The sequence below is a fragment of the Agrobacterium tumefaciens genome (assembly GCF_031801495.1).
In the GTDB taxonomy this organism is placed as follows: Bacteria; Pseudomonadota; Alphaproteobacteria; order Rhizobiales; family Rhizobiaceae; genus Agrobacterium; species Agrobacterium tumefaciens_K.
The window spans coordinates 745,804-767,123 of sequence record NZ_JAOEGC010000002.1 but is presented as its reverse complement, the minus strand read 5'-3'; the positions used below and the strand labels follow the sequence as shown (position 1 = coordinate 767,123).

At 60.1% G+C, this 21,320-nt stretch carries 24 protein-coding genes; 8 read left to right on the top strand and 16 right to left on the bottom strand.

Annotation, left to right across the window (positions count from 1 at the left end; all coding sequences use genetic code 11):
• The first annotated feature begins 37 nt into the window (after positions 1 to 37).
• Positions 38 to 901, top strand: coding sequence for an MBL fold metallo-hydrolase (locus N7578_RS13130; RefSeq protein ID WP_311110754.1), 864 nt, complete (start codon positions 38 to 40; stop codon positions 899 to 901).
• Between the two features lie 46 nt (positions 902 to 947).
• Here N7578_RS13130 and N7578_RS13125 read toward each other — a convergent pair whose 3' ends face one another.
• Genes N7578_RS13125 through N7578_RS13115 form a run of 3 tightly spaced genes read right to left on the bottom strand, consistent with a single transcriptional unit; the run spans position 948 to position 2,504 of the window.
• Positions 948 to 1,301, bottom strand: coding sequence for an Atu4866 domain-containing protein (locus tag N7578_RS13125; protein WP_311110753.1), 354 nt, complete (start codon positions 1,299 to 1,301; stop codon positions 948 to 950).
• Entirely contained in the window at positions 1,298 to 1,771 is a 474-nt protein-coding gene (locus N7578_RS13120) for a carboxymuconolactone decarboxylase family protein (protein ID WP_311110752.1), read from the bottom strand. Before N7578_RS13120 ends, N7578_RS13125 begins: the two co-directional genes overlap by 4 nt.
• 1 nt (position 1,772) lies before the next feature.
• On the bottom strand, positions 1,773 to 2,504 hold the full coding sequence (locus N7578_RS13115; RefSeq protein ID WP_311110751.1) for an SDR family oxidoreductase: 732 nt from the start codon (positions 2,502 to 2,504) through the stop codon (positions 1,773 to 1,775).
• Between the two features lie 124 nt (positions 2,505 to 2,628).
• On the opposite strand from N7578_RS13115, the gene N7578_RS13110 reads away from it, so the two are divergent.
• Positions 2,629 to 3,525 (top strand): LysR family transcriptional regulator, encoded by an 897-nt coding sequence (locus tag N7578_RS13110; protein WP_311110750.1) that lies wholly within the window; start codon positions 2,629 to 2,631, stop codon positions 3,523 to 3,525.
• Positions 3,526 to 3,566: 41 nt separating this feature from the next.
• Here the strand turns inward: N7578_RS13110 and N7578_RS13105 are convergent, their stop codons facing one another.
• Genes N7578_RS13105 through N7578_RS13095 form a run of 3 tightly spaced genes read right to left on the bottom strand, consistent with a single transcriptional unit; the run spans position 3,567 to position 5,653 of the window.
• Complete coding sequence (locus tag N7578_RS13105; RefSeq protein ID WP_311110749.1) at positions 3,567 to 4,346, bottom strand: VOC family protein; 780 nt, start codon at positions 4,344 to 4,346, stop codon at positions 3,567 to 3,569.
• Between the two features lie 39 nt (positions 4,347 to 4,385).
• The gene (locus N7578_RS13100; protein ID WP_311110748.1) at positions 4,386 to 4,880 is read right to left on the bottom strand and encodes a DUF1579 domain-containing protein; all 495 of its coding nucleotides are present in this window, start codon (positions 4,878 to 4,880) and stop codon (positions 4,386 to 4,388) included.
• Positions 4,881 to 4,921: 41 nt separating this feature from the next.
• Entirely contained in the window at positions 4,922 to 5,653 is a 732-nt protein-coding gene (locus N7578_RS13095; protein WP_311110747.1) for a thioredoxin family protein, read from the bottom strand.
• 150 nt (positions 5,654 to 5,803) lie between these two features.
• Between N7578_RS13095 and N7578_RS13090 the strand changes: the two genes are divergently transcribed.
• On the top strand, positions 5,804 to 6,250 hold the full coding sequence (locus tag N7578_RS13090) for a MarR family transcriptional regulator (protein WP_311110746.1): 447 nt from the start codon (positions 5,804 to 5,806) through the stop codon (positions 6,248 to 6,250).
• Positions 6,251 to 6,337: 87 nt separating this feature from the next.
• Entirely contained in the window at positions 6,338 to 6,760 is a 423-nt protein-coding gene (locus tag N7578_RS13085) for a YciI family protein (protein ID WP_311110745.1), read from the top strand.
• A gap of 7 nt (positions 6,761 to 6,767) precedes the next feature.
• Here N7578_RS13085 and N7578_RS13080 read toward each other — a convergent pair whose 3' ends face one another.
• The 3 genes from N7578_RS13080 to N7578_RS13070 form a co-directional block, all read right to left on the bottom strand.
• A complete protein-coding gene (locus tag N7578_RS13080) occupies positions 6,768 to 7,529 on the bottom strand; it encodes an RES family NAD+ phosphorylase (protein ID WP_311110744.1) in 762 nt (253 codons plus the stop codon).
• Positions 7,489 to 7,872 (bottom strand): MbcA/ParS/Xre antitoxin family protein, encoded by a 384-nt coding sequence (locus N7578_RS13075; protein ID WP_311110743.1) that lies wholly within the window; start codon positions 7,870 to 7,872, stop codon positions 7,489 to 7,491. The genes N7578_RS13080 and N7578_RS13075 overlap by 41 nt, the downstream gene beginning before the upstream one ends.
• Before the next feature lie 97 nt (positions 7,873 to 7,969).
• Complete coding sequence (locus tag N7578_RS13070; protein WP_311110742.1) at positions 7,970 to 8,395, bottom strand: organic hydroperoxide resistance protein; 426 nt, start codon at positions 8,393 to 8,395, stop codon at positions 7,970 to 7,972.
• Between the two features lie 194 nt (positions 8,396 to 8,589).
• On the opposite strand from N7578_RS13070, the gene N7578_RS13065 reads away from it, so the two are divergent.
• Positions 8,590 to 9,048, top strand: a complete 459-nt coding sequence (locus N7578_RS13065) for a MarR family transcriptional regulator (protein WP_311110741.1) — start codon at positions 8,590 to 8,592, stop codon at positions 9,046 to 9,048.
• Positions 9,049 to 9,154: 106 nt separating this feature from the next.
• Here N7578_RS13065 and N7578_RS13060 read toward each other — a convergent pair whose 3' ends face one another.
• Complete coding sequence (locus tag N7578_RS13060; protein WP_311110740.1) at positions 9,155 to 9,880, bottom strand: L,D-transpeptidase; 726 nt, start codon at positions 9,878 to 9,880, stop codon at positions 9,155 to 9,157.
• A gap of 172 nt (positions 9,881 to 10,052) precedes the next feature.
• Complete coding sequence (locus N7578_RS13055; protein WP_311110739.1) at positions 10,053 to 10,985, bottom strand: L,D-transpeptidase; 933 nt, start codon at positions 10,983 to 10,985, stop codon at positions 10,053 to 10,055.
• A 165-nt stretch (positions 10,986 to 11,150) separates the two neighbouring features.
• Between N7578_RS13055 and N7578_RS13050 the strand changes: the two genes are divergently transcribed.
• A complete protein-coding gene (locus N7578_RS13050) occupies positions 11,151 to 13,460 on the top strand; it encodes a heavy metal translocating P-type ATPase (protein WP_311110738.1) in 2,310 nt (769 codons plus the stop codon).
• Here the strand turns inward: N7578_RS13050 and N7578_RS13045 are convergent.
• The 4 genes from N7578_RS13045 to N7578_RS13030 form a co-directional block, all read right to left on the bottom strand.
• The gene (locus N7578_RS13045) at positions 13,457 to 14,431 is read right to left on the bottom strand and encodes an alpha/beta fold hydrolase (protein ID WP_311110737.1); all 975 of its coding nucleotides are present in this window, start codon (positions 14,429 to 14,431) and stop codon (positions 13,457 to 13,459) included. The genes N7578_RS13050 and N7578_RS13045 overlap by 4 nt on opposite strands.
• 164 nt (positions 14,432 to 14,595) lie before the next feature.
• A complete protein-coding gene (locus tag N7578_RS13040) occupies positions 14,596 to 16,221 on the bottom strand; it encodes a cisplatin damage response ATP-dependent DNA ligase (protein ID WP_311110736.1) in 1,626 nt (541 codons plus the stop codon).
• Between the two features lie 3 nt (positions 16,222 to 16,224).
• Positions 16,225 to 17,235, bottom strand: coding sequence for a ligase-associated DNA damage response exonuclease (locus tag N7578_RS13035; protein ID WP_311112500.1), 1,011 nt, complete (start codon positions 17,233 to 17,235; stop codon positions 16,225 to 16,227).
• A gap of 350 nt (positions 17,236 to 17,585) precedes the next feature.
• Positions 17,586 to 19,094, bottom strand: coding sequence for an MDR family MFS transporter (locus tag N7578_RS13030; RefSeq protein ID WP_311110735.1), 1,509 nt, complete (start codon positions 19,092 to 19,094; stop codon positions 17,586 to 17,588).
• Positions 19,095 to 19,255: 161 nt separating this feature from the next.
• On the opposite strand from N7578_RS13030, the gene N7578_RS13025 reads away from it, so the two are divergent.
• Entirely contained in the window at positions 19,256 to 19,741 is a 486-nt protein-coding gene (locus N7578_RS13025; RefSeq protein ID WP_422646726.1) for a MarR family winged helix-turn-helix transcriptional regulator, read from the top strand.
• An 81-nt stretch (positions 19,742 to 19,822) separates the two neighbouring features.
• Positions 19,823 to 20,482, top strand: coding sequence for a glutathione S-transferase family protein (locus tag N7578_RS13020; RefSeq protein WP_311112499.1), 660 nt, complete (start codon positions 19,823 to 19,825; stop codon positions 20,480 to 20,482).
• 150 nt (positions 20,483 to 20,632) lie between these two features.
• Here N7578_RS13020 and N7578_RS13015 read toward each other — a convergent pair whose 3' ends face one another.
• Positions 20,633 to 21,253 carry a glutathione S-transferase family protein gene (locus N7578_RS13015; protein ID WP_311110733.1) on the bottom strand — a complete coding sequence of 207 codons (621 nt, stop codon included), beginning with the start codon at positions 21,251 to 21,253 and terminating at the stop codon, positions 20,633 to 20,635.
• Between the last annotated feature and the right edge of the window lie 67 nt (positions 21,254 to 21,320).

The window sequence follows — 21,320 nt, the reverse complement described above, 5'->3', positions numbered from 1 at the left end:
ATCCGGCAAACAGTCGGCCAATCCCCATGGAGACGTCATGACGGCGAATGGCGATTACATCGCGCTTCTGGGCACCAAGGGCGGACCGGCGATCCGGCCCGGCTCCACCATGCCCACATCCAGCCTGCTAACGCTTGGCGGCCAAGCCGTGATCATCGACTGTGGGCTTGGCGTGACACGGGGGCTCGTTGATCAGGGGCTATCGCTCAAGGACGTGGCGCTGATCTTCATCACGCACCTTCACTCCGATCATTACCTAGAGCTTGGGCCGCTGCTGCATACGGCATGGACGGCGGGGCTGAAAACGCCCGTCACCGTGTATGGTCCGCTGGGGCTGGAGCGTTATATCGCCCACTTCTTCTCGTCGATGAGGGACGATATCGATCTGCGTATCGAGGATGAGGGACGGCCTGACCTGCGCGATCTCGTCACCGTTCGCGCTATTCAGGAAGGGCTGTTCCACGACAGCGGTTCGCTTCGGGTGCATGCGATGCTCAACGAGCACCCGCCTCTCAAGCACAGCTATGCACTGGCGTTTGAAGGCAATGGCAAGCGCGTCGTCTTTTCCGGCGACACGGCGTACCTTCCGCCTCTGGCAGATTTTGTCAAGGGTGCGGACCTTCTGATCCATGAGGCGATGTTGCGCGAGGGGATCGAAGCGCTCGTCGCCCGCGTCGGCAACGGCGATGACCGGCTGCTGACGCATCTGCTACGTTCCCACACGACTGCGGCGGATGCCGCAAGGATCGCGCGCGACGCCGATGTAAAAGCGCTGGCGCTTCACCATCTCATCCCGTCCGACGATCCCGATTTTCATGAACAGCACTGGCAGGATGCCGTGTCGTCCGTCTGGAGCGGCAGGCTTTACGTGGGTAAAGACGGCCTCGTCATTCCCGTATAACAACAGACGCGCCGCCTGCTGTGGAGCGGCGACGCGTTTGTCCATCTCATTTCTCGCGGTAGAAGATCATGCCGCCGTGGTACAGAACATCGTCGATGAACTCGCCATCGGCGGTAAAGCCCGTATCGTCCCAGTATTCGATATGATTCCCTTCGACCTCATACCGTCCCTGATAGGCGCTTTTGCGCGTTCCGCGCGCCTCATCATAGCGCCCGTTCGGCAAAAGTTCCTGCCGGATACGGCCATCGCCTGTCACCCACATGCCGACATAGGGATGGTTTTGATTCTGAGCCGCCGCGTCCGTCATGTTCGCTTTCACAATGCTGGCTTTCTGGGATGGAGTTGCTTCGAACACGGCAGTCGCAAGTGCCAGAACAACAGATGTGGAAAGAATATTCATGGCTTGTCTACCCCCTGTGGAGCGCTCTGACGGCGCTCTTCGAATAGTTCCGAAAGCGTCTGCGACGCCGCAATCGCCCTGGGAAATCCAGCAGGCACGGTGATGAGGTAGATCATCTCCTTGAGTTCTTCATCGGTCGCGCCGACATTAAGCGCGTAACCGGCGTGCACCTTCATCAGAGCCCGTTCGCCAAGTGCGGCCATGACCGCGACCGCCGCCAATTGGCGGGTGCGGTTGTCCAGTCCCGGCCGGGACCAGACCTCACCCAGCGCATAACCTTCTGTCGCTTCAGCGAGGAACGGAAATTCCTGCCGCATGCCTTCGAGATTCTGCTGCGGGCGGCCGTTGTTAAGCGTGCGGACAACCTGATCGCCACGCTGCCGCCTGTCCAGCTGCTCCGGATTGGCGGCAGCGGAGGTGGCTGCCATCAGCGTTGCGATGGCGATCGTGCTCACGAAAATCGCATTCATCTCAACCTCCATGGTTTGCGGTTGGGCGAACGACGATTTCGTTCACGTCCACACCGTCCGGCTGCTCGATCGCGAAGCGCACGGCGCGGCCGATCGCATCTGGTTTCAGCGCGACCGAACGGTAGGTCTTCATCAGATCGGCGGCCACCGGATCGGTGATGGTGCCGGCAAGTTCGCTCTCCACCACCCCCGGATGAATGCAGGTGACACGGATGTCCCTGTTCTCCTGCCGCAATCCATCGGAAATGGCACGCACCGCAAATTTCGTGGCGCAATAAACCGCTGCCGTTGGCGAAACGGCAAGCGCTCCGATGGAGGCGATATTGATAATCTGGCCGGACTTGCGGCTGGTCATCTCCGGCAACACCGCGGCAACGCCATAGAGTACGCCCTTGATGTTAACGTCGATCATGCGGTCCCACTCATCGACCTTCAGCGAGGACATAAGCGACAGCGGCATGATACCCGCATTGTTGACGATGACGTCGATCTGGCCAAAACCCCTGCGGCCTGCCTCGGCGAACTCTTCAACACTCCTTCGGTCCATCACATCGAGCGGATACGTCAGAACCTCCGCTCCCGTTTGTCGAAGCTCCTGCGCCAGCGCTTCAAGGCGGTCGGTGCGACGTGCGCCCAGCACGAGCTTTGCGCCCGCCGCAGCGAGTTCCCGCGCGATGCCAACGCCAATGCCGCTGGATGCGCCGGTAATAAGAACGACCTTGTTCATTGCCATGGTTGATCTCCTTCGTGTTTCGACGCGTTCACCCGTTGAAGGCGTCGTTGCAAGAAAGATAATTCGCTGGCATTGTCGCGATAACCGCCTCAATGTTTAACTCAATGGGTAGATTTTCTAACCAATGAATATCGATCTCAATGCGCTTTCGATCTTCTGCATGGTCGCCGATGAGCGAAATTTCCGCGCGGCTGCCGACCGGCTGGGCGTGACCCGCTCCGCGGTCAGCCAAACCATTCGCAAGCTCGAGGAAACAATGGGCATCGCGCTGGTGCACCGCACCACGCGCAGCGTCAGCCTGACGGAAGCGGGACAGCAACTGTATGCGGAAGTGTCTCCTTCCATCGCCAGCCTTGTTCATGCAGCGCAGGCCACCTCTTCGCTGAGCGGGACGGCCCGCGGACAGTTGCGGCTTGCCGTCTCTTCCATTGCCGAACGTTTCCTGTCAGGGCCGCTGCTTGCGAGTTTCGCCGAAGCACATCCGCAGGTGCAGCTGGACATTACCGTCACGGACGAGGAGTTCGATATCGTTGCCGAGCATTACGATGCGGGCGTGCGGCTGGGCGAACTCATCGAGCAGGACATGATCGCCGTACCGGTTTCGTCCCATCAGCGTCAGCTTGCCGTCTGCTCACCGGATTACGCGGCACGTTTCCCCCTGCCCTCGCACCCGCGCGATCTGATCCATCACAGGTGCATCGGCTGGCGGCCCCGTCCGGGCATTGCGCCCTATCGCTGGGAATTTGCGGAAAATGGTCGCGAGTTTGCCGTGGCCGTTGAGCCGGAATTCACCACCAACGATATGCAACTGATGATCAAACTGGCCTGTGCGGATGCTGGCATCACGTTTGGAATGGAAGAGACGTTTCGCCCCTACATCGTTGCGGGACAACTCGTTTCCATTCTGGACGATTACTCTCCCACGTTTGCGGGCTTCTATCTTTACTATCCAAATCGCCGCAATCTGGCACCGAAACTTCGCGCCTTCATCGACCATATGCGGTTTTCAAGGACGGGATGATCCGCCGTACCGCGACGGATCATCCCTGCTAAGAAACGGCACTATTTCTTCTGCGACAGCAGCGAAAAATAGGCGCCCTGCGGATCGACGCAGTTGACGATCCAGCTTCCGCCGGGGACTTCCATCGGACCATTGACCACCTTGCCGCCGCCGGTGCTGACGCGGGTGATCGCATCGTCGATACCGTCGACATTGAAGTAATATCCCCAATGGCAGACGGGAACCTGCGGCAAACGTTTCATCATGCCGCCGACAGCCTTGCCGTTATGGGCGAAGATGCGATACGGCCCCATCTCGCCCATGTCGAAATCATGGTCTTTGGTCCAGCCGAAAACCGCGCCGTAAAAGTCTGTCGCCTCGTCCACGTTGTCGGTGAACAGTTCGTACCAGCCGACGTGGCCCTGAAGGCTTTGCGTATCCTTCGGAAAATCGCCGGTATCCATCGGCAGGGGCGTCATGATGCACAGCACCGCGCCGAACGGGTCGGTAACGACGGCGAAGCGCCCGATTTCGGGAATATCCTGCGGCTGGCGCATCACCGAACCGCCGTTTTCCGAAAACTGCCGTGCCGACGCATCGACATCATCCACGGCAACATAGGCGGTCCAGTTCGGCGGAATGCCTTCCGCAGCGAAAGTCTCGGTCAGTGCCATCATGCCGCCGATGCCGACACCATCGGCTTCAAAGATGGTGTAGTCCATATCGGGCGATCCGTAATCCTTCAGCCCCCAGCCAATCACGTGACTGTAAAAGCGGCCAGCCGCGGGGGTGTCCGGCGTCATCAACTCCACCCAGATGAATTTCCCATGCGTATCGGACATTGCTTTTCTCCGGTTGTCTGGAAAGGCGTTCGCATCATCTCATGTCTTGCGGCGGAACTCCGAGGTCATGAATGTCTCGAAGCTGCCATCGGGCTTTTTCACGCTGCCGGAAAAGCTGCGGTGATTGTCGTCGTGCAGGACGAGAACATCGTGGTAGATGTCGGTGCGGCCGGAACCGTCGAAGGCCGGACCTTCGGATTCGAGCGTCAGCGTTTTCCCATCCGCCTCGAGCCAGCCGTCATAGACCCAAAGATTGCTCATCATCGAGCCGACCCAGGTGCCGACGAACCTGTCCTTGAGCGGATCGAACCCGACCGTGATGACTGCCGTCATCTGCGTGCCGTCAGGCATTTTTCCAGAGCCTTCCCCCACGATCCACAACCCGCCGATGGAGCGGACCTTTTCCGTAAAGACCTGATCGGGATCGTTGGCATCATAGTTTTCGTGGCCTGTGCTTGAAATCATTACCCAGTCGCCGACAATGCGATTGAGAAAGGCGTGTTCCTTCTGCGGTTTGGGGCTTTCCATAGCCATGTCGTGTTCTCCTCCCGGTTCTTTTTGATGAAGCATGCCGTTCAATGGCAGCAGGAAGCCGCCGCTTTCGGCGCATCCTCGTACTGATCGTGCCTGCGCACCCAGTCCATCACCTCATTCTCGTTACGGCCTTTCGGCACGAGATCCAGCAGCATCAGTGTACCGAGCGCCTCCTCCGCGCCGCGGGCATAGGTGGAATAGCTGTGATAGATCTTGCCATCGTCACCCTTCACGAAGACGCTGATGCCGTGCAGATCCTTGAGATCACCCATCGCCGGAATATCCCGGTAATTGTAATTGATCGTTCCAGCAGCCACATCCTCATCCCGGAAGGATGCCTGATAGTCGTAGTTGAAATCGCTGCCGCTCGCCGAAACCCACGGAAACTTCCAGCCCATGCGCTTCTTGTAGGCCTCGACCTTTTCAAGCGGCGCACGCGATACGGCAACGAAGGTCGCATCGGCATGTTTCAGGTGAATGACGGCGCCGTCGATGTGATCGGCGAGGAAGGAACATCCGGTGCAGCCCTCCTCCCAGTCGGGAGCCAGCATGAAGTGATAAACGATCAGCTGACTGCAATCACCGAACAGCTCTTCCAGTGACTTCGGGCCGGATGGCGCGTCGAAAATGTAGTCCTTCGTCACCGGCTCCCACGGCAAGGCGCGCCTGGCCTCGTTCAGCCGGTCGCGTGCGCGGGTCAGCTCCTTTTCCTTCACCAGCAGATCGCGGCGCGCCGCCAACCATTCCTCTTTCGATACGACGGGATGAGACATGATCTTTCCTCCTTGATCTGTCTTTCGGCGCGAAAGAGCGGGCCTGATCCCGCAGGCGCGCCCTGCATCGTCACACGCACCTCGCAACAACCATCCAGACTGCAGCAGGTTCCGCTTGACTATTTACGTTGATATCAACATATTCAGATCATGTCAAACGCAGCCCTGATTCCTTTTTCGGCAACCATTTTCGTGCGGGATGCATGCCTGTGCCTGCATGCGCAACGTGCAGCGCGGTCGCTGGCCCGGCTTTTCGACAATGCGCTGAAACCGGCAGGCATCACCAACGGGCAATTCTCTCTGCTGATGTCGCTCAACCGGCCGGAGCCGCCACCGATGGGTCCTGTTGCCAACCTGCTGGCGATGGACCGAACGACGCTGACGGCGGCGCTGAAGCCGCTCGAGCGGCGCGGCCTTATCAGCATCGAGCAGGATCCGAAGGACAAGCGTGGCAAGCGGCTCCGCCTGACGGCAGATGGCATGGCGGTTCTTTCCGCTGCCCTGCCCATATGGGAAAAGACACACGGGGAAATCGAGGCTAGGATCGGCAGCGGCGACCCCGACCGCCTGCGCCGCGATCTCATCGATCTCGGTTAAAAATATCGAGCGAGGAAAACCTGTTGGGACGAACAGCGTTTCAACCACGTCAAAAGGCACGACGCCTTATCTGGGAGGAGAACGGCAATGCGCGTGATCGTATTCGTGAAGGCAACCCAAAGCAGCGAGGACGGCGCCATGCCTTCCACCGAAATGATGGAGGCTATGGGCAAGTTCAACGAAGAGCTTGTCAATGCCGGCATCATGCTTGCGGGTGAAGGACTGCGCCCGACCTCCAGATGCAAACGTGTCGTTTTCGATGGCGACGACCGCACCGTCGTTGACGGCCCCTTCCCGCATACCAACGAGATCGTCGCGGGCTTCTGGATCTGGGAGGTGAAGGATCTGGATGAGGCCGTCGCCTGGGTCAAGCGCTGCCCGAACCCCATGCCGGAACGCAGCGAAATCGAAATCCGCCCGTTTCTAGAAATGGAAGACTTCGGCGAGGCGCTCACGCCCGAAATCGTCGCGCATGAGGAAGAGCTGCGCAACCGCATTTCACGCCAGTGAGACGAACTTAACTCAACAGACCTGCAAGCCGGGGATTGGCGGCGAAATCCGATGCAGAGAAGCCAATTCTGCGCATTGGAAACTCGCAGAGCGCCTGCACCCCGGCCTTTGACAGCCTGATGCGCCAGCTGGCCCGTTCCACTGGCGTCTTTTCCGAAAAAGCCAGCGCCGTCAGAAGCGCGATATTGTCTCCGCCATCGGGATCGCGCACCGAGCGATAGACGATCGCCTCCACCTTTACCTGGCGCGCCGCATCGGCAAGCGCCTGGCATGGCTCGTAGTTTCCGGGATCGGTCCAGACAGCTTCGTCGCGGCAGAGTTCCGGCTCTGTCAGATCCAGCGCTGCATCCGTGGAAATCGCGGCGGCAAAGGCGGTATATTCGGCGGGATTGGCAGGCAGCGGCGTGCCGGGCGACTCCGCGTAGAACAGCAGCCGGTAAAAGGCCATTTCGGCAAGCGCCGTCTCGACGCGGGCGGCAGCATAATAGACACCTTCGGTGAAACCTGCCCGGCGAAAGCGCGAACCATGGGGATAAGCCGCGCCATAACGGAACGGCGTCGCCAGGAGGTAATCCAGACCAGCGCATTCCGGTGGAAACGACCGCTTGCTGGATTCGAGAATATCTTCCAGCAGCGATTGCTCATCGACCGTATCGACAAGCTTCATGGTGGAGACCTGATGCTGCGCCTCCACCAGCCGCCAGTACCTTCCTGACAGCTTGCGTTTTTCAGACAGGAGCGCGGCGGGCGTCCAGATAGGAAAGGACATCGATCAATCCGGTAATCGTGGCAAGCATATCGGCGGGGGCTGCGCCAAGCGCGATGTTGTGGTTGCGCAGCCAGTTTTTCGCCACCGCCTCGTCGCCACCGGTTATCGCGTCCAGCGAACGGAAGACACGGATCAGCAGCACGGCAAGCTCAAACGGCTTGCTGCCCGGTTCCAGCAGAAAATCGAGGCGCTTCATGCGGGAAATCGTCGGCGCGGAAAGACCGAGAATATCGGCCGTGCGGGCGGCATTGAGGCCAAGCCTGTCGGTGGCCGCGATGACGGCCTTCGTAACGACCCTGCCCTGTGCGGCGGGCTCGGGCGCATTGTTTACATGGATATTCATCGTCCATATCCTTTCCACAGAAAGAATATAGCTCAAATATTTCATAAAACAAGGAGGCCGGGCGTGAACCCGGCCTCCTTGTCATTACCGCTGGGAATCAGGCCAGCGAAACTGGCACTTCCGTGGAGGTACGCATTGCGTGGCTGTAAGGGCAGACGATATGCGCCTTCTGAACCAGATCTTCAGCCGTCGCCTTGTCGAGGCCCGGAATATCGACCTTGATGGAAACCTCGATGCCGAAGCCGGTACCATCATCGCGCGGGCCGATGCCGACAGAGGTTGTCACAGTGGTGTCGTCAGAGATTTTTACCTTCTCCTTGCCAGCGACGAAGCGCAGCGCGCCGAGGAAGCAGGCGGAATAACCGGTTGCGAAAAGCTGCTCCGGGTTCGTGCCATGGGCGCCGTCACCGCCGAGTTCCTTCGGAACGGTCAGGGTAACGTCGAGGACGCCATCTTCGGTCCTAGAGTTGCCAGCGCGACCGCCACCGGTTGCCGTTGCCTTGGTCGTGTAGAGAATTGCCATGTGATGTACTCCCTTTGGTTGGTGTTGGATTTTGTATAATACACAATTCAATTGCGCGCAATACAATTTTGCACATTGAATAACGAATTCTTTTTTGCGATAATTTCCAATAAGTTTTGCCGCGCTCCCATGCGGCAGGAACCGGAGGACGGGTTCATTTGTTCCCTATCCGGCAATTTTTTGGAGCACGATCAATGAGCGCCCATGGCGATGACACCACGCTGGACAACATGCTGAGGCTGGACCAGCAGATATGCTTTGCGCTTTACGGCGCGGCGCATGCGTTCAATCGCGCCTACAAGCCATTGCTTGAGCCGCTGGGCCTGACGTACCCTCAGTATCTCGTCATGATGGCGCTGTGGGAAAAGGAGACAGCGACCGTCAAGGTGCTGGGCGAAATGCTAGGGCTCGATTCCGGCACGCTCTCTCCCCTGCTCAAACGGCTGGAACAGGCGGGACTGATTACCCGCAGACGCGGCACCGTGGATGAGCGGCAGGTGCTGATCGCGCTGACGCCCAAGGGTGCGGACCTCAAAAAAGAGGGCGTCAAGATAATGGCCGCCATTGGCGGTGCGACCGGCTGCGGGCTTGAGGAGCTTGTGCAGATACGCGACCGGGTGAACGCGCTGCGACAAAATCTTCTCAATACATGAGGCATCGCAACGCAAAAGCACACACCAGCCTTGCGAAACCGACATCGGCAGCACAAACGAAAAAGGCGGCTCAGGGCCGCCTTTTCATTTTCCGTTTTTCGGCCTTTTACTGCCAGACGACCACGCGGGCCTTGTTCGGCACGCGGTCGTAAAGATCGATGATGTCCTGGTTCATCAGGCGAACGCAGCCGGAAGACACGGCCTTGCCGATGGAGTTCCATTCCGGCGAGCCGTGCAGACGGTAGAGCGTATCCTTGCCGTTCTGGAAGATATAAAGCGCGCGGGCGCCAAGGGGGTTTTTCAGGCCCGGCGGCATGCCACCGTTCTTGGAAGAATATTTGACCAGTTCAGGCTGGCGCGCGACCATTTCATCCGGCGGCGTCCACTTCGGCCACTTCTGACGCCACTGGATGACGCCTTCGCCCGACCATGCGAAGCCTTCGCGACCGATGCCGACGCCGTAACGCATGGCGCTGCCGCCCTGCTCCACCAGATACAGGAAGCGCGAGCGGGTATCGACCACCACGGTGCCGGGGCGCTCGCCGGTCGGATCGACCACACGCTGGCGGTAATAACGTCTGTCGATTTTCTCGTAAGGCACGGCCGGAATGACGTAACCGCCATCTTCAATCGAACCGTACATGACGGCCAGCTCGGCCGCGCTGGCGCCCGGCGAGAACATCTGCCGGAAATCGCTACCAATGGCGCTTGCCTGCTGACGGATGGCATCACCCGTCCCAGAAGACGCGCAGCCAGCCAGAAGCGAGGCCGAGGAAATACCCAGAAGGGAAAGGAAAGTACGTCTGGAAAGATCTGTGTCGGTGCTTGTCATAAGCCGGATTGTCCCACATTTCGAACGGCTTGATCGCCGCATTACGCCACAACATGTACGTTGTTTGTTCCGCGGGATCAGAGGTATTGCGAAAATAGTTAATGGACGGCTAAAAGCCAGTCACAAGCCTGTTTGCGCTCCGAAAGGAGCAGCGCTTTCTTCGCAAACGTGGTCAGATAACCACAATCTGCGCGCCCTGCGGCACACGTTCGTAAAGATCGATCACGTCCTGATTGAGCATGCGCACACATCCCGAAGACGTTGCCTTGCCCACCGATTGCCAGTCCGGGGTGCCGTGAACGCGGTAAAGCGTGTCCTTGCCGTCCTTGAATATATAGAGAGCGCGCGCGCCGAGCGGGTTGTTGAGGCCCGGCGTCATCCCACCATTGGCGGCAGAGATGGGGGCGAGTTCCGGCTGGCGCTCGACCATTTCATCCGGAGGCGTCCAGCGCGGCCATTTTGCCTTCCACTGGATCTTGCCACGGCCCGACCAGGCATAACCATCGCGACCCAGGCCGACGCCATAACGGATCGCCTTGCCGCCGGACTGCACGAGATACAGAAAGTTCTGTTTGGTATCGACCACGATGGTGCCGGGCGCTTCCGCCGTCTGGTACGAAACCTCCTGACGAAGGTAACGCGGATCGATGCGGCTGTAGGGTATGGCCGGCAGGGTCCGGTCGTCATCCCGTATCGAATTGTAGATGACCCGGTGCAGCGGGTTCGACACGGGCAGACCATAGGTCACCGTCTGGTCAGGCATGGACCTGCCCGCCACAGGCCGACCGATGACGGGCTGACCCTGCGTCGGCGGCACATAGTTCAGGCCCTGCCCCTGAGTCGGCGGACCGTATTCCTGATGGAAGCGCGTTCTGAACAGATCCGGCGGACGTGTGGAAAGCTGGCCCGGCTGAGGCGGCAATTCCGGCCGGCGATTGGAACCCACCGAGTTGAAGCCGAAGACCGGCGCGGTTTCGCGCACGAAGACATCCGGGTCCATCCGCGTCGTATCCGTCACGAAGAGGCAACCGCTGAGAAGCGGCAGCAACATGATGCCGGCCATCGAGGCCGCACGGCGGCAGGTTGTCGAGATATGAGGTGCCATGGAAACCGCTTCACAGAACTATCGTTGGTGCATGATGACTCCTGGCGCTGGCGCGAAGCTGGTGTCCGGCTTGCGAAAAAATGAAAAAAGCGCATTTCACCTCTTGAACCTCTAGTTGCTAGAGGTGGCAGATTGACTGCGAACTGGAATTCAGGAGCAGACATCATGAGCCTCTCGACACCCGAAGCACAGGGCGGAAAAGACGAAGAGCAGCTGACCTTCACGGTTGGCGGCATGGATTGCGCGAGCTGCGCGGCAAAGATCGAAACCGCGCTGACGCGGCTGCCGGGTGTGGCCGACATTACCGTTTCAGTCGCCCGCGAGCTCATGAAGCTGTCGCTGGACGAGGAAAAGACCTCGGTGGCGAAGATCGAGGATACGATCCGCAAGCTCGGCTACACGCCTGCCCTCTTGCCGCGTGGCACGACAGCGCTTGCCGCTAAGGTCGATCAGGACCACGATCACAGCCATGCCGGATGCTGCGGAGGCCATGACCAGTCGGATCATGACCACTCAGGGCATGACCACTTGGGACACAAACACGGCAACGGCGAAAAGGCAGAGGCAGTCGCGGCGGCGGGCCACGCCCATGGCGCTGATGAAAAAGGCCCGTGGTGGCAGGGTGCCAAGGCCCGAAACACCCTGACAGGCGCGGCTCTCGTCGCCGTTGCCTATGCTGCGGAACTGGCGTTCCCGGCCTGGGGCGGATATGCCTTCATCGTCGCGACGCTGGTGACGCTCCTGCCGATTGCCCGCAACGCCTTCAACGCCGCGCGATTCGGCGCGATCTTCACCATCGAGATGCTGATGACCATTGCCGCCATTGGCGCGATCATCATCGGCGAGGCGGAAGAAGCGGCCATCGTCGTGCTTCTGTTCTCAATCGGTGAGCTGCTGGAAGGTTTCGCCGCCGCCCGCGCCCGTTCCGGCATAAAGGCGCTCGGCTCGCTGCTGCCGAAAACCGCACTTGTCGAGGAAAACGGATCGCTGAAAGAGATTACCGCCGATCAGGTGAAAATCGGTCAGGTGGTTGTCTCCCGCCCCGGCGACCGTATCGCCGCCGATGGCGAGGTGCTGGATGGCAATTCGAGCGTGGACGAATCGCCTATGACCGGCGAGAGCATTCCTGTTTCCAAGACCAAGGGCGAGCGCGTCTTTGCAGGCTCGATCAACCATGACGGCTCGCTGCGCATCAGGGTCGACCGTACACCGGAAGACAATACCATCGCCCGCATCATCGCGCTGGTGGAAGAGGCACAGGATGCGCGTGCGCCGACAGAGCGGTTCATCGCCACCTTCTCGCGTTATTACATGCCGCTGGTCGTGGCGATTGCGGTGCTGACCGCCATCGTGCCGCCGCTTGCAGGTCTGGGCGACTGGGACACGTGGATTTATCGCGGCCTTGCCCTGCTGCTGATCGGTTGCCCCTGCGCACTGGTCATATCGGTTCCGGCCGCCATTGCGTCGAGCCTTTCGGCTGCGGCACGGCACGGCATGCTGGTGAAGGGCGGCGCGGTCATCGAAACGCTGGCTCGCACACAAACCGTGGCCTTCGACAAGACCGGCACGCTGACACGCGGCGAACCCGTGGTGACGGATGTGATCGCCATCGACGGCAACGAAAGCAGGCTGCTCGCCGAGGCAGCCACCATCGAGCACGAATCCAGCCATCCGCTGGCCAAGGCGATTGTCGATCACGCCAGCCAGAAGGGCATCAAGCCGCTTCCCGGATCGGACATCAAGGCGATTGCCGGGCGCGGCATGGAAGGTGTTATCGGCGGCAGGACATTCTTCATCGGCGCACCGCGTTTCGCGACTGAGGCAGGGACAGTGCCGTTCGAGCTGATGGAGCGTATCTCCTTACTTGAAAGCGAAGGCAAGACGGTTGCCGTGGTGATGGCGGGCGGCACAGCCAGCGGTCTTATCGCCATGCGTGACGAGCCGCGTCAGGACGCGGCGAACGGCATCAGGGCGCTCAGTGAAATTGGCATTTCCTCGGTCATGCTGTCCGGCGACAATGCCCGCACGGCAAAGGCAATCGGCGACAAGCTGGGTCTTGAGGCACGCGGCGAACTGCTGCCGCAGAACAAGGTCGAGGAAATTCGCAAGCTGGCGGAACAGGAAACTGTCGTGATGGTCGGCGATGGCATCAACGACGCGCCTGCCCTTGCGGCGGCCAGCGTTGGCGTCGCCATCGGCTCCGGCACGGATGTCGCGATGGAAGCGGCCGATGCGGCACTGATGCGCAACAATATCGGCGACGCCGCACGCCTCATCAGCCTGTCTCGCGCCACCATGCGCAACATCCACCAGAACGTCGCCATCGCGCTCGGCCTGAAGGCCGTGTTTCTGGTAACGACGATTGCCGGTCTTTCCGGCCTGTGGCTGGCTGTCTTCGCCGATACCGGCGCCACGGTCCTCGTCACCGCCAATGCCATGCGGCTGCTCGGCTACTTCAAGGGCAAAGCCGTTTAGCTGAACTGGTTGAAGAAGCGGATGCTTTCATCCACCGCGCCCGGGACCACGCCATTGTGCGTTCCGGGCAACAGTTTCTTGTCTATCCTGAAACCCGACGTCCAGGCGCGCTCGACAAAAAGCTGGTGATCGGCATCGAAAGGCCGCTCCTCCGTTCCACGCAGCAGGAGTGTCGGACATTTGAGGCTGGGACCGAAACAGACAGACGAACGCATGATGAATTCCATCTCGTTCGTTTCGTCGAAGCAGATTTCATCCGTATAACGATTGAAATAGCGCCACGAATTGACACCCGCAGACATCGGCGCGGAAGCGCGGAAGTTACGGCTCATGGAGGCGAGCAGCGTCAGCGTTCCTCCATTCGAATGGCCGGCAATGAAGAACCGCTTTTTATCGATGCCGGGCAGGTTTTCCAGATATGTCGCCGCCGCAAGCGCATCCGACGTTTCGTCATAAAAACCGGAATAGTTGCCGCTCTGGCCGTTTTCCCCCCGGAATGACGGCAGAAGCACAACGAACCCGGCATCCCAGTAGGGCTTCATCAGCGCCCAGTGGCCGTCGCCCGTCGCGTTGCCGCCATGCAGGAACAGGACGGCTGGTTTCAGGGTTTTCGACGGCTGAGAGTGCGACAGCCATGCGACGAGTTCGATGGAGCCATCCGGCCCGCCGCGATAGGTGACACGCTCCGCGCCCGGCGGCGTACCGAGGACTGACGATTTTTCCGGTGCCGGCATCTTGCGCAGCAGGTGCGTGTGAAACCGCCGCCGCGCCTCGGCATAGTCCTGCTTTTCCAGAGGCAGAACCTCTGGCGTCGGCACTGCCGGCATCGCCGCCCGCGCGCCTGACCCCAGGAGAGCCGCAGCCGACAGGCCCGCAGCGCCAATCAGCAGGTTGCGGCGCGTGAGGTTTCCAAACGCAGCACCCTTCTCTTCCTGTCCACCGGTCGAGGAAAAAACGTGCTTGTCTGCCATGTGTGCACCTGAGGGACGAAAACAGAGGAAACAGTTCAGCACTGCGGCGGGAGGCTGTCCAGTCACGGATTCGCGAATGACAACAACATTTTATTGGCAGGCATCATGGCAATTTCTGGACGGCGGCGGGCGCTAGAGCGTTTCCTTGTTAAAATGGAAACGCTCTATGCCTCCCGCTCGTCGATCAGGGCGACCAGGGTCGACAGGCGATCCGCCTCGGCAGGCAATTTATCGGCGCGCAACCGGGCGATGCGTGGAAAGCGCATGGCCACGCCGGACTTGTGGCGGCTGGAGCGATTGATGCCTTCGAAAGCAACTTCCAGCACGAAGCCGAAATCCGGCGTGGCTCTCACGGCGCGCACCGGGCCGAAACGTTCGACGGTATTGTCGCGCACGAACTTGTCCAGCACCTCCAGCTCCGCGTCGGTAAAGCCGAAATAGGCTTTCCCCACCGGCACGAGCTGTTCGCCATCCTCACCCTCCGCCCAGACGCCGAAGGTGAAATCCGAATAATAGCTCGAGCGTTTGCCGTGGCCGCGCTGCGCATACATCATCACGGCATCGACATTATAGGGATCGCGTTTCCACTTGAACCACGGCCCTTTGGCACGGCCTGCCTGATAGGTGCTGTCACGGCGCTTTATCATCACCCCTTCAATGACGGGATCGGGCGGTGCGGCGCGCAGCTTGTCCAGCTCCGCCCAGCTTTCAAAAGGAACCAGCGGCGACAAATCGAAACGGTCATGCGGGGCGTGGCCGATGATGTCCGTCAGGCGCTCCCGTCGTTCCAGATAGCTGACAGCGCGGACGTCCCTCTCGCCATCGAACAGCAGGTCGTAAGCGCGGATGAAGGCCGGATAGTCATCCAGCATGCGCGACGTGACCGTCTTGCGGTTCAATCTCTGCTGCAAATCCGAAAAGGTGCGCGTGGTGGCGTTGGAGCGGGCTGTGCCGCCAATAAGCAATTCGCCATCCATCACGCCTTCGAAATCGATAGCGCCCAGAACATCCGGGAAGGCGGCGGAGATATCGTCACCGGAACGGGAATAGAGTTTTCGGGTGGCGCCGGATCGAGAAAGCTGGACACGGATGCCATCCCATTTCCATTCGGCGGCGTAATCAGCGGGGTCGAGCGTGTCCAGATCGCCATCGGCCACCGGCGTCGCCAGCATGACGGAGTGGAAGATCGCGGGCGTCGCCAGCACAGGCCGCTCCGCGGCGCCCTCCAGCCAGGCAAACAGCGACGTATAGGGCGGCGTCAGACCGTGCCAGAGCGTCTCGATCTCGGTGATATCCCTACCCGCAAAATCCGCGAGCGCCTGCCGCGCCAACCGTGCCGAAACACCGATGCGCAGGCTGCCGGTGACGAGCTTCAGGAAAGCGAAGCGCGACGAGGTATCGAGGCGGTCGAGAAGATCGCGCACCGCGGAGCGGACTTCCGTGCGGCCCAGCGAATTCATCAGCGTCACGACGTCGCCAAGGCGCGGGTCTTCGGCCTGCCCATCCTCGCGGCCACCGATATTACCCCAGACGAGCGAGATGGTTTCGGCCAGATCGCCAACATAATCATAGGAATAGCGGAACAGCCCCTCGTCCATGCGCTCCAGCACAAGCTCGCGCAGCATGGCGGGCTTGACGCTCTTGAGATCGAGCGTGCCGGCAATCGCCGCCAGCCCGTAACCCCTGTCCGGGTCGGGCGTGTCGCGGAAATAGTCAGTCAGCAGCTTGAGCTTGCCGTTGCGCGAAGGGGTGAGAACCAGACGGTCGAGAAGCGTGGCGAAGGCTTTCATGGCTCAATCCCCCTCGTCTTCGTAACCAACGAGATGCAAAGGCTTGGCGGCGATGCCCTGCAACTCGCACCAGCGCACCAGCGCCTCCTCGCGCCCGTGCGTGACCCAGACGGCCTGCGGCCCGATTTCGCGGATTGTTTCGAGAAGCTCCGGCCAGTCGCAATGGTCTGATATGACCAGCGGTAGTTCCACACCGCCCTGTTTTGCCCTTTGCCGCACCATCATCCAACCGGAAGCAAAGGCGATGAGCGGTTCGTTGAACCGGCGCGCCCAGCGCTCCTGAAAGGCGGAGGGCGGTCCGACGACGATAGCGCCCTTGAACGCTGCCGGATCGCTTTTTTCAAGCGTCGCGGCCCGAAGATCGCCGAGTTCGATACCCTGTGAAACGTAATAGTCGCAGAGCCTTGCCAGCGCGCCGTGAATGTAAATGGGGTCGGCGTAACCATTGTCGCGCAAAAGCCGGATGACACGCTGTGCCTTGCCGAGCGAATAGGCTCCGACGAGGTGGGTTCGCTCGGGAAACTGCTTGATGGAGGTCAGCAGCTTGCCGATTTCCACACGCGGCAGCGGATGGTGAAACACCGGCAGTCCGAATGTCGCCTCCGTGATGAAAACATCGCATGGCACCGTTTCGAAGGGCGTGCAGGTGGGATCGACACCGCGCTTGTAGTCGCCCGATGCGACGATGCGCATACCCAGCTGCTCAACGGAGATCTGCGCGGAACCGAGGACATGCCCGGCCGGATGAAAACCGACCGTCACGCCGTTGACATCCACCGTCTCGCCGAATGCAACAGCCTGTTCGCTACCGCAGAAATCGTCGCCGTAACGGATGCGCATGATATCCAGAGTCTGCCGAGTCGCTAGCACCGCACCGTGTCCTGCCCGCGCGTGGTCGGAATGACCATGCGTGATGAGCGCCCGGGAGACAGGTCGCACGGGGTCGATATAAAAATCCCCGACCGGGCAATACAAACCCTTGGGCGTCGAGCTGAGAAATTGTTCAGGCTTCATCGGCATCTGGTACGTCTTCGCGTAGGTTCTGAAGGTAATCGAAAGTTGACGGCCTGAAAACGCGGAAGGTGCTGGTAAATTTCCCTGCCATGCAGCTTAATTATTTTCATCGTCATCAAGCGTATTTCACACCAGCCATGCCTGACACCCGGATGTAAGGTTTTCTTCGCTCCCTTTTGACCGATTTCCCGGCCGGGCGGATGGTGAGGAACCGTGAGCTTTACCTACCGCCGGGATATGGTTCCGCTGTGGGGCGAGACGGACCACGGGTTATACAAAAGCAAAACGACGCGGCCGGAACCGCGTCGTGAGGGGTGGCGACATCGATATCGGCCCGGCCTACGCCAAGTTCATTTCACCTGATCTGGCGCCGGGAGCCTGACCGGCTTGAGCATGAGAGCAGCGGCAAGCCCGATCGCCGCCGTCGCGGCCGCGGCCAGAAACAGCGGTGTAAAAGCATCCGCATAAAGCGCTGCGACGGCACTCTGTGACGCCGCTGGCAATTCAGTCAGCACCTTGGGCGTCAGCTGCTCGATATTGCCGACACCCGGAATATCGACGGCAACGCCCTTGAGCCCCGATGTGATGATCGCGCCATACACCGAAATCGCGATGGCAGCGCCGCCCATGCGCGTCAGCGTCACCGCGCCGCTGGCCGCACCGATATCGGCCTTGGGGGCAGAGTTCTGCACGCCAATGATCGGCGCCTGCTGGCCAAGCCCGACAGCGAATCCCTGAACCAGCATCAGCGCGGCAATCAGCGCAAGCGGCGTTCCGGCATGGACCTGCGAAAAGCACAACATGGCAATGACGTTGATTGTCAGCCCCGCGACGGAGAAAGGCTTGTAGACGCCGGTGATGGAAATCAACCGCCCGGCCGACAGCGAACCGATGACGATACCGCTCGTCACCGCAATGAAGAAAAGCCCGGCGTGCGACGGAGACAGGCCCGTCGTCGTTTGCAGGAACAGGGCATAATAGTTGACCATGCCGATGCCAATGCCACCGCTGGTCAGCGAGACAATCATCATCAACGGAAATGTGGAATCCTTGAAGAGGCGCAGCGGCACCACGGGTTCCGGGGCGCGACGCTCCACCTGAACCCAAAGAAAAGCAGTGACCACGGCAAAACCGATGATGCCGAGGCTCGGGCCTGCGATGAGCGAACCGAACAATTCGCTGCTGTCTGCCCAGAACACAACACTTGCAATCGTGGCCGCGAGCAGCACGGCACCGAGATAGTCGATCTTCGGCTGACGCTGCGGGCGTCTGTACGGCAGCATGAAAACCAGGCCGGCGATGACGACCAACCCGATGGGCAGGTTGATGAGAAAGATGGACCGCCAGCCGAACAGATCGCTCATCGTTCCACCCAGCAGCGGACCGACACTGCCCGATGCCATGATGACAAGGCTCGAATAGCTCTGATAACGGGCTCTTTCACGCGTTTCGAACAGGTCAGCGTTGACGGAGAAGATCGACACCATGATGCCGCCGCCGCCCAGTCCCTGCAAAACGCGTGCGGCGATCAGAGATTCCATCGACCATGCCAGCCCACAGGCAAGCGAACCGAGCGTGAAGATCACCACGGCAGCGATCATCACATATTTGCGGCCGAACAGATCGCCGAGCTTCCCGTAGACGGGCATGACAGCGCTCGTGGCGAGAAGATAGGCGGAACCGATCCAGCCGAACCGCTCAAGCGCGCCGAATTCCCCGACAATCGTCGGCAGTGCGGTGGAAACGATCTGGTTGTCGAGCGTCGCCATGAACATGGCGAGCATCAGAAACAGGAAAACAACGAGCCGGCGTCGGCGATCCGAAACCAGCGGCGCCACGGTAGCAGCGGACATGTCCATGAGATTATCTCTACGATTTCGCTGCGGCAATTTGTGTGCTATCAGCATATATATGTCAATAGCAGGTTTTTGAATTGCGTGTTATGAGCGTTGAACGTGATTTGGGGACGCTGAGAACGGAGTGGCGGAGAGTGTCGACAGACGAGGACCGGAACGAGGACATGCCCGAAAACATCATCCGCATCGGCAACACGATGACCCGGATGCGCATCATGATCGGGCGGCGGATGATCGGCCGCATGGCGATTGCCAAATTCGGCCCCGGCCTTGAGCTGTCCCATATCGATGTACTCGACATTCTGAGAAGGACAGAGGGCGAAGTAACCATCGGTGCGATTGCCGAAGGCATGCGGATCGACCCCTCGCGCGGGAGCAGGATCGTGGCGGACATGGTTGGTCGCGGCCTGCTGAAACGTGCCGTCTCGCAGGAAGACGCCCGCCGCAGCATCGTCGAGATCACCCCCATGGGGACGAGCCTTCTTCAGGAAATGCGCAATACCAAGATGGGGATTGTCCGGGATGTCATGGAGGGGTGGCCGGAAGAGGATATCGAAACCTTTGCCCGCCTTTTCGACAGGTTCATCGGCCGTTTCGAAAGCCGCCTTTCGCCCGATGCTGATCCCGCAACGGATCAGAAAAAATCATAAATCCCAGCCCTTCTGGTAGCTTCCCTTTAATCGACCGAAACCCTAATTTGCCGCCATCGAACTGGGAAAAGGGTTATGTCGATGTTGACGATTTACGGTGTCTACCGCTCGCGTGCCACACGCACGCTCTGGCTTGCCGGTGAGCTGGGCATAGAATTCAAGCATGTCCCGGTCATACAGGCCCGCCGCCTCTCCGATCCGCTGGCCACCGATGCGCCGCTCAACACGCTTTCCCCGTCGTTCCTGGCCATCAATCCCATGGGGACCATCCCCTGCATCGAAGATGATGGCATGGTGCTGTACGAATCCATGGCCATCAACCTCTATCTTGCGCGCAAATATGGCGGACCGCTCGCCCCCGTGGACCTGAAGGAAGACGCGGCCATGCTGCAATGGTCATTCTTCGCCGCCACGGAGATCGAAACAAATTCGCTGAAGATTTCGTCCGCCGTTGCAGAAGGACTGGCCGACAGCGAAACCGGCCGGGCCGTCATCGACGTTGCCGGTCGCTTGCTGAAGCGTCCTTTCCGTGTGCTCGAGCAGCATCTCTCCAAACACGACTATCTGGTCGGCGACCGCTTTACCGTGGCTGATCTGAACGTCGCCGAAATCGTACGTTATGCGCAGGGCCACAAGGCTCTGTTCGACGCCCACCCGGCGCTGAAGGCATGGCTGGAGCGTTGCCAGGCCCGAACGGCATTCAAGGCCATGTGGGATTCTCGCTCAGCGGAAGCTGCCTGAGGCCACCATAGGGAGTCGACCATAACGAACATCTCCCTACACTCTAGGTTATCCTCGACCTTGTGCCGAGGATCCATAAACCTTTGATGTTGCAAGGCGCCTTTGGATCCTCGGGTCAAGCCCGAGGATGACGAAAGCAAGCGTGGCGGTTCAACCCTTCTCCACCGCCAGAACCTTCTGCACAGACGGACGGGTGTTCATGCGCTTGAAGTGATCATGCACCTTGGGGAAACGGGCGATGTCCACGCCGTCGCTTTCCAGCCAGCCGGACATCACGAACAGATAGGGATCGGCGACGGAATAGGAAGTGCCGAGAACCCACGGGCCGTGCAGCATGCCATGCTCGATCAGCTCGAAGCACTCGGTCATCGTCTGCGGCACCTTTGCCTTCATGTCCGCCAGTGACACTTCCTCGCTGGCCCAGCGGCTGCCGCGGCGTCCGTGGGCGTGCGCGACATGCACCGTGGACGAGATGAAGGCGTTGAAGGACTGCATGCGCGCGAATTCAAAGGGGTCGTCCAGCGGCGCCAGCTTCTTTTCAGGCGCCATCTGGGCAATGAAGGTAAGGATCGCCGGTGTTTCGGTCAGCACGCCGCTGGCTGTGACGAGCGCTGGCACCCGGCCTTTCGGATTGATCTTCAGGAACGCCTCGGAGCGCTGCTCGCCTTCAGCGAAATTGACGCGCTCGGCCTTGTAGGGCAGGCCCGATTCCTCGAGCACGATATGGCTGGCACGCGAGCAGGAGCCGGGTGAGAAAAACAGTGTAAACATGGTGGGCAACCTCCGGACAATGAACACCTTCGCCACCGGGAACGGCGCGAACGGGCGCGTGCCGGCA